This window comes from Blautia sp. DFI.3.45 (assembly GCF_020593505.1).
GTDB lineage: Bacteria > Bacillota > Clostridia > Lachnospirales > Lachnospiraceae > Blautia_A > Blautia_A wexlerae.
Genome location: NZ_JAJDMI010000084.1, coordinates 1 through 6177, shown reverse-complemented (window position 1 = coordinate 6177; position 6177 = coordinate 1). Strand labels below are relative to the sequence as shown.

General features: G+C 37.8%; 7 protein-coding genes and 1 pseudogene. 3 read left to right on the top strand and 5 right to left on the bottom strand.

Annotation, left to right across the window (positions count from 1 at the left end; all coding sequences use genetic code 11):
- Positions 1-65 precede the first annotated feature (65 nt).
- Together LJE09_RS16575 and LJE09_RS16570 are read right to left on the bottom strand one after the other, a co-directional pair.
- Positions 66-503, bottom strand: coding sequence for a hypothetical protein (locus LJE09_RS16575; protein ID WP_055154318.1), 438 nt, complete (start codon positions 501-503; stop codon positions 66-68).
- Between the two features lie 55 nt (positions 504-558).
- Positions 559-1314: an 8-oxo-dGTP diphosphatase gene (locus tag LJE09_RS16570; protein WP_118569674.1), complete on the bottom strand. Its 756-nt coding sequence runs from the start codon at positions 1312-1314 to the stop codon at positions 559-561.
- Between the two features lie 394 nt (positions 1315-1708).
- Between LJE09_RS16570 and LJE09_RS16565 the strand changes: the two genes are divergently transcribed.
- On the top strand, positions 1709-1993 hold the full coding sequence (locus LJE09_RS16565; RefSeq protein ID WP_005612369.1) for a transposase: 285 nt from the start codon (positions 1709-1711) through the stop codon (positions 1991-1993).
- Positions 1990-2904, top strand: a complete 915-nt coding sequence (locus tag LJE09_RS16560; RefSeq protein WP_118614317.1) for an IS3 family transposase — start codon at positions 1990-1992, stop codon at positions 2902-2904. Before LJE09_RS16565 ends, LJE09_RS16560 begins: the two co-directional genes overlap by 4 nt.
- A gap of 216 nt (positions 2905-3120) precedes the next feature.
- Here LJE09_RS16560 and LJE09_RS16555 read toward each other — a convergent pair whose 3' ends face one another.
- Together LJE09_RS16555 and LJE09_RS16550 are read right to left on the bottom strand one after the other, a co-directional pair.
- Positions 3121-3990: an AraC family transcriptional regulator gene (locus LJE09_RS16555; protein WP_118614319.1), complete on the bottom strand. Its 870-nt coding sequence runs from the start codon at positions 3988-3990 to the stop codon at positions 3121-3123.
- An 8-nt stretch (positions 3991-3998) separates the two neighbouring features.
- Positions 3999-5321: an MATE family efflux transporter gene (locus tag LJE09_RS16550; protein ID WP_118614321.1), complete on the bottom strand. Its 1323-nt coding sequence runs from the start codon at positions 5319-5321 to the stop codon at positions 3999-4001.
- A 117-nt stretch (positions 5322-5438) separates the two neighbouring features.
- Here LJE09_RS16550 and LJE09_RS16545 point away from each other — a divergent pair.
- Positions 5439-5765 (top strand): annotated as a pseudogene (locus tag LJE09_RS16545) (transposase); the annotation flags it as partial.
- A gap of 174 nt (positions 5766-5939) precedes the next feature.
- Here LJE09_RS16545 and LJE09_RS16540 read toward each other — a convergent pair.
- Positions 5940-6104 (bottom strand): hypothetical protein, encoded by a 165-nt coding sequence (locus LJE09_RS16540; protein WP_182437636.1) that lies wholly within the window; start codon positions 6102-6104, stop codon positions 5940-5942.
- Between the last annotated feature and the right edge of the window lie 73 nt (positions 6105-6177).

The window sequence follows — 6177 nt, the reverse complement described above, 5'->3', positions numbered from 1 at the left end:
ATATGTATTGGTTTATGTAAACATTTGTTCTGTTGTTTAGTAAAAAAATTTGCGCGTCTAACTCATCACTGAAAGTAACGAGAATGCGACGCGCAGTTATTCAATATGTGAATATATTCATCAAAAATACTACCATCTATATGTTTCCCCTGCAAATAACCATTTCGTATAAGATTTCCAAAATACTCAACTTTATCGGTCGTTGCCAACCTTTGCACTGCCTCTTTTGCTCGTGCAAAATTGATGATAAACTCTACATCATTTACCATTTCCGATGTTATAGAATGATCATCTTGCAAAATAACATCTAACAATTCCTGTTCTTTCTTTTGCTGAAAATCATTTAATAACTTATTTGTTGATGAATCAATTAAATCCCCCAAAACAGGGATTGCCTTTATAGGTGCCAATAAAACTGATTCAACAACCGGATTTTCTTTAATATCCTTTATTTCATTTGCATTATATAAGGAATTTTTTGCCATTTCTAATTTTTCATTCATTATTGTTCTCCCATTTTCATCACAACAACTATTTTATCCCAAGTAGATACTTCGTTTAATATAAATCTCCAACATATCCATCTGCTTCCAGATGCATATAACACTCATTCACCTGCTCAGACTCCAAGATCTGTAAAACGTATTCCATACCTGTAGCCAATTCTTTGGTTTTTAATTCTTCCAGCGGAATCCAATACACCTGCCCTTCCTCCGAACATGTCAATTCTCCGATAAATCTATCAGCTCTGTACAGCGTAATCACATAATGTACTCCACCCTTATGCCAATGATATAAACCGCAGAGCTTCGGTGTTTCAATCGTAAGACCTGTTTCTTCCCAAACTTCCCGGATCATAGATTTTTGAAATATCTCGTTCTGCTCCACATGACCACCTGGAAAAGTTGTCCCTGTATAGCTGTCATTCACTTTATCCAATGCCAGCACATTTCCTTTGTCATCTTGGATCATACACATATTCATAAAGCAAACCTTCTCAATCCGACTCTCTTCTTTTTCATTCAGAGATCTTCTGATACGTTTATTGATATCCGATCGTTTGGATTTGTAATGCTTGAATACCTCTCCATACGGAATCCAGATTTCTGCATCTTCAATTTTTTCATACACAATATCCACCACTTCTTCCAGATGTTTGTCGTTTGGGAAAGTGTATTTTTTCATATAATAATCCCTGGTTGCCTGGAACATCCATTCTGCAATCTTCTCTTTCTGCTTTAATTTCAACTGAGCATATTTCTTGTCAGTCTGCAGTAATTTTCCATCTATCATTTCATGGTTTTTCCGTGACATCGGCAAGACCTCTTTTCCTCTTTTCTCATTCAGATTTTACTATACCATAGAATCCTTCTTTCGTCATACCTCAGATCTGCGATGTCCTATTTTTCTTCTCTGAATACCTTATCTATAGAGGGTTCTTTTCAAAAGACTCTCTTCCGGCGGCTGTGCCACCGGTAAATAGCAAGGACAGGAAGTGTATATACACTTCCAAAAAAAACAGCAATTTAGGGAACCCTGTCCTAAATCAAAAACACAAAAGCCACTACTTTGAGCAACCAATGAAAGGAGAATCTATCTATGGCAAAGAGAAAAATGGTGCTAGAATATAAATAGTACAAGCCAAAATGAGAAATTCCAAATACACATAAGCATGATACAATAGAGGCATGCTGAAGGAGGATCTCATATGGCAAAGCAACATGACAAACAATTTAAACTTGATGCAGTCCAGTACTATCAGGATCACAAAGATCTCGGAGTACGTGGATGTGCAGAAAATCTTGGCATCGGATACAGCACATTAACAAAATGGCTGAAAGACTTCCGGGAATCAGGTGATATTCCTGTTCGTGGTTCTGGTAATTATGCATCTGATGAGCAGAAGGAAATTGCCCGTCTCAGACGTGAATTACGTGATGCCCAAGATGCACTTGATGTGTTAAAAAAAGCAATCAACATTCTGGGAAAATGACGGAAGCCATTTATCTTGAAGTGTCTGAGAAGACGGAAGCTGCCAAAAAGGCTGGACGCCGGGTTTCCGTCTCCGGAATGTTGAAATTTTTAGGTGTCTCTCGCTCAGGATATCTTGCATGGCTCCACCACGTACCTTCTGATACAGAAAAACGTCGTAAAGCTGTAAAAGCAAAAATACAGGATATTTATGATGATTCCAAGCAGAACTACGGTGCTCCGAAAATCACTGTAGAACTTCGAAAAACTGGTGAAATCATTTCGGAAAGAACCGTTGGTACATATATGCGCCAAATGGGGATCCGTGCTCAGTGGAGCAAACTATGGACGATCACCACAAAAGATTCCGATTTCAGCACTGAATTACAAAATATCCTTGATGAGCAATTTAATCCTGATCGTCCGAATGCAGTCTGGTGTTCGGATATTACCTACATCTGGACAATAGATGAATTTGTCTATCTGACCAGTGTTATGGATTTATTTTCCAGAAAAATCATAGCCTGGACGCTTTCAGAAACACTGGAAGTATCTTACGTGATTGATACTATAAACAAAGCCAAAGCTCGCCGAAATATCGATCAACCATTAATTATCCATTCGGATCGTGGCAGCCAATATGTTGCAAAGGAATATAAAAAAGCAACCGAAAATATGCAGCGCAGTTATTCGAAGAAAGCTTTTCCGTGGGATAATGCATGCATTGAATCCTTTCATTCTATTATCAAACGTGAATGGCTCAATCGCTTTAAAATTCGCGACTATAAGCAGGCATACCAGTTGATTTTTGAATATCTGGAAGCTTTCTACAATACGAAACGAATTCATAACCATTGCAACTATATGTCGCCAAACGAATTCGAACGAGTGCATGAAAGAACGCACACTGAGGCTGAGCTTCTGGCAGGTTAAAATGGGGAGAAATTTCTCATTTTAACTTGTACTAAATCTTGACATAGGACCAAGTTTCATTATCATTCATAAGATAAGAACCCCTACACTGTAATGCATTATTTATTGATTGAGCAGACTGATAACAGCTCTATACAACAAAAGGTTAGGAAACTCCCTTTCAGGTGTTCCCTAACCTTTTGTTTGTAACATCGTTTATGTTTCTTTCACACTCCGCTAAATCCATGTACTCGGCTCATTTTTTCTATATTTTAACGGAGACACTCCGTATGTTTTTTTGAAGCTTCTGATAAAATAACTTACATTCTGATAGCCACTGAGCATTGCAACCTCTGTAACTGGAATGTCCGAATTTTGTAACAACTGTTTTGCATGCTCCAACCGCAAATATGTAACATATTTTGAAAGCGTAATATGAAAATGTTCTTTAAAATATTGCGATACATATTTTTCAGAAAGATGGAACTGTTCCCCAAATTCCTTTAATGATATCTCCCCTGTAAAACTCTGCTGTATGTATGAAATCATCTCTTTTTCTACAGTATTTCTTCCACTTTTATCATTTTCGATTATAAATCCATTCTCCCACATGCGAAGAATAAATTGTAAAAGAATTATTTTTGTCTTTATCTGAACAGCTATTTCCAACTTCTTTTCATCATTTTTTGCCATATATATTTCGGCCAACTGCTCACACAACTCTTTTGCTGCATCCTTGATCCTTGGTCTTATCATCAAATGACCATTTTTTAATGGAGTAAGCAATTTATCATCTAACATGTCATCTGTGCAAAAAGAGATATATTCAAGTGGAAAAAGGAAAGTAAAATAATCCTCTTCTCCAGCCTGTGAACCCATGAAATGCAGATTGCCCGGCGACACTACAAAAGCATCCCCGGGGGTTCCAATATAATTTTCTCCTGATATACTTACAGTCAAAAACCCACTTTTTACATATATAATTTCCAGTTCATCATGCCAATGTACCGGTATCTGAAATGATCGTCCCTCATTTTTTATATGATATGTACTAAACGGATCATCCTTTGTACCATGCGGTTTATTTTCCTTTAATTCAAAGTACATAATCTCTCCTATACTTCTATAAGACCTTTACTTTTCCATTTTCCACTCTTCCATCTAAGTACCATTCCCACAGCTCTCGCACATTCGTCACCTGCCATAGCAATATATGATCCTACAGCCAGAAGTCCCATGTGTATTCCGAGAAAATAAGTTCCGCCAACTGCAAACAAATACATAAATATTGCACCTAGTATAACCGGGAAAAGTGCGTCTCCACTCGTTTTTAATGCCTGACCATATACAAGGTTTGTTACCCTTCCAAATTCAAGAAAGACATCTACTATTAACAACTTTACCACAAGATTTATCATCTGTGTATCATCAGTAAATATATGCACGATAAAATGTCCTGCCAATGCAAATGTCACGGAAAAACAGGTCGCTGTGATGATACCGTATATCGCAGCTTTTCTCGTTCCCCTGTTACATTCCTCAAACTCTTTTGCTCCAATTCTCCAACCGGTCATAATTGCATTTGCCTGAGCAAGGGCAGCTCCCACACAATATGAGAAATTTGAAATCTGTACAGCATATGAGCGTGCTGTAACATTCATTCCATCCACATCCATCTGATTCATAAAACGCACAATAAAGGTCATTGCGATGTTGTAAAGTGCTGTTTCAAGCGCAGAAGGAAAACCAATCTTAACAATCTGCGCAAATATCTTTCTTGATGCAATTCGCTCAAGACTCTGTTTTGCTTTTATAAGCACAGCCCCCATACCTGCTACAATAATAAGATTTACAACTCTTGAAATAACCGTGGCAACAGCAACTCCCATTACACCCCAGTTGAATACAAATAAGAATACTGAATTAAGTATTATATTGAGAACATTTCCAACAACAGTTCCTATCAAAGAATGTTTTGTATATCCAAACACTCTCAAATAACTGGAGAAAATAGGAATCAGTGCATTTAAAAAACATGCGCCGCCAACAATTCTAAGATATATTTCAGCCGGCTCAAGCAAAGCCGGAGCAATACTTACGATTCGAAGTATCCCACCAGAAAAAGTAGCAAGAATGACAGACATTACGATACCTATCAATGCGTTGAATATAAGTCCAAGTTGTCTTGCCTGATACGCTATCCCCGGTCTTCCGGCTCCGATATTTTGTGACATAACAGCTATCATACCCGACGATATTACGCCGAACATGATAATAAAAACACCTATATATGTATTTGCTGTTCCCACTGCTCCTACAGCCTGGTCGCTTACAGATGATAGCATAAGCGTATCGACCATACCTGAAAGCATATAAAATAAAGTTTCTAAGCCTATTGGCACAGATAACTGTGTTAATGTTTTTCTTTCAGCTGCCATAGTTTTCTCCTCACATACAATTCAAGAATACTATATCAATAATACGATATATTTCTATGTAATTCTTGTATAATATCCTGTGAAAATTGCACTATTTCTATTTTATCTTAAAAAGTACTAGATCGTGTTACTGAAAAATGGACCGCAAAATACCCGAATTCTATGAAACGCTGGTATGATAACTGGGATGCAATAACACCGATTTTCAAGTTTTCACCGGATGTCGGAAAGGTTATTTACACGACCAATGCAATTGAAAGTCTGAATTCTACCTACCGTAAGTTCAACCGTCAGAGAAGCGTATTTCCAAGTGATACAGCACTCCTGAAAGCCCTGTATCTGGCAACTTTTGAAGCCACAAAAAAATGGACTATGAGCATTAGAAACTGGGGACGGGTCTACGGTGAACTCAGCATTATGTATGAGGGACGACTCCCAGAATAACAGAATCTATATGCATGATGAGAAGGACGTTTTTGACGTCTGCTCTTGACATGCCCGAAATCATGTCGTATATATAGCAAATAGTCTTTTACAATAAACAGATCATTGTTCTTCTCCACCGCATAGGGAAGCAGCGTGCCGAATATTTCTGTAAATTCCTCTGTGTCACATGACTCAAACATACATAAGATCATCTCCATTGTTGTTTCCAAAACTAAACGATCCATTTTCATTTGTGTCAGGTCCTGTACCTTTCGGTGGTATCATTATTGCTTCGCTCTTCCCGTAGGAGTCTTCGCCTGCACGAGCCGGATTAACTCCGGTAAGCATGTTTCTCAAGATGTATCAGCTCCTTCAATTGTCAACGAATCATGAAAGCTTATCTCAGCCTATAATGAAAATAGGATACTGA

What these genes read in the sequence shown, in the direction of transcription:
- LJE09_RS16575 (WP_055154318.1), bottom strand. Translation starts at nt 503, where the DNA reads ATGAATGAAAAATTAGAAATGGCAAAAAATTCCTTATATAATGCAAAT.
- LJE09_RS16570 (WP_118569674.1), bottom strand. Translation starts at nt 1,314, where the DNA reads ATGTCACGGAAAAACCATGAAATGATAGATGGAAAATTACTGCAGACT.
- LJE09_RS16565 (WP_005612369.1), top strand. Translation starts at nt 1,709, where the DNA reads ATGGCAAAGCAACATGACAAACAATTTAAACTTGATGCAGTCCAGTAC.
- LJE09_RS16560 (WP_118614317.1), top strand. Translation starts at nt 1,990, where the DNA reads ATGACGGAAGCCATTTATCTTGAAGTGTCTGAGAAGACGGAAGCTGCC.
- LJE09_RS16555 (WP_118614319.1), bottom strand. Translation starts at nt 3,990, where the DNA reads ATGTACTTTGAATTAAAGGAAAATAAACCGCATGGTACAAAGGATGAT.
- LJE09_RS16550 (WP_118614321.1), bottom strand. Translation starts at nt 5,321, where the DNA reads ATGGCAGCTGAAAGAAAAACATTAACACAGTTATCTGTGCCAATAGGC.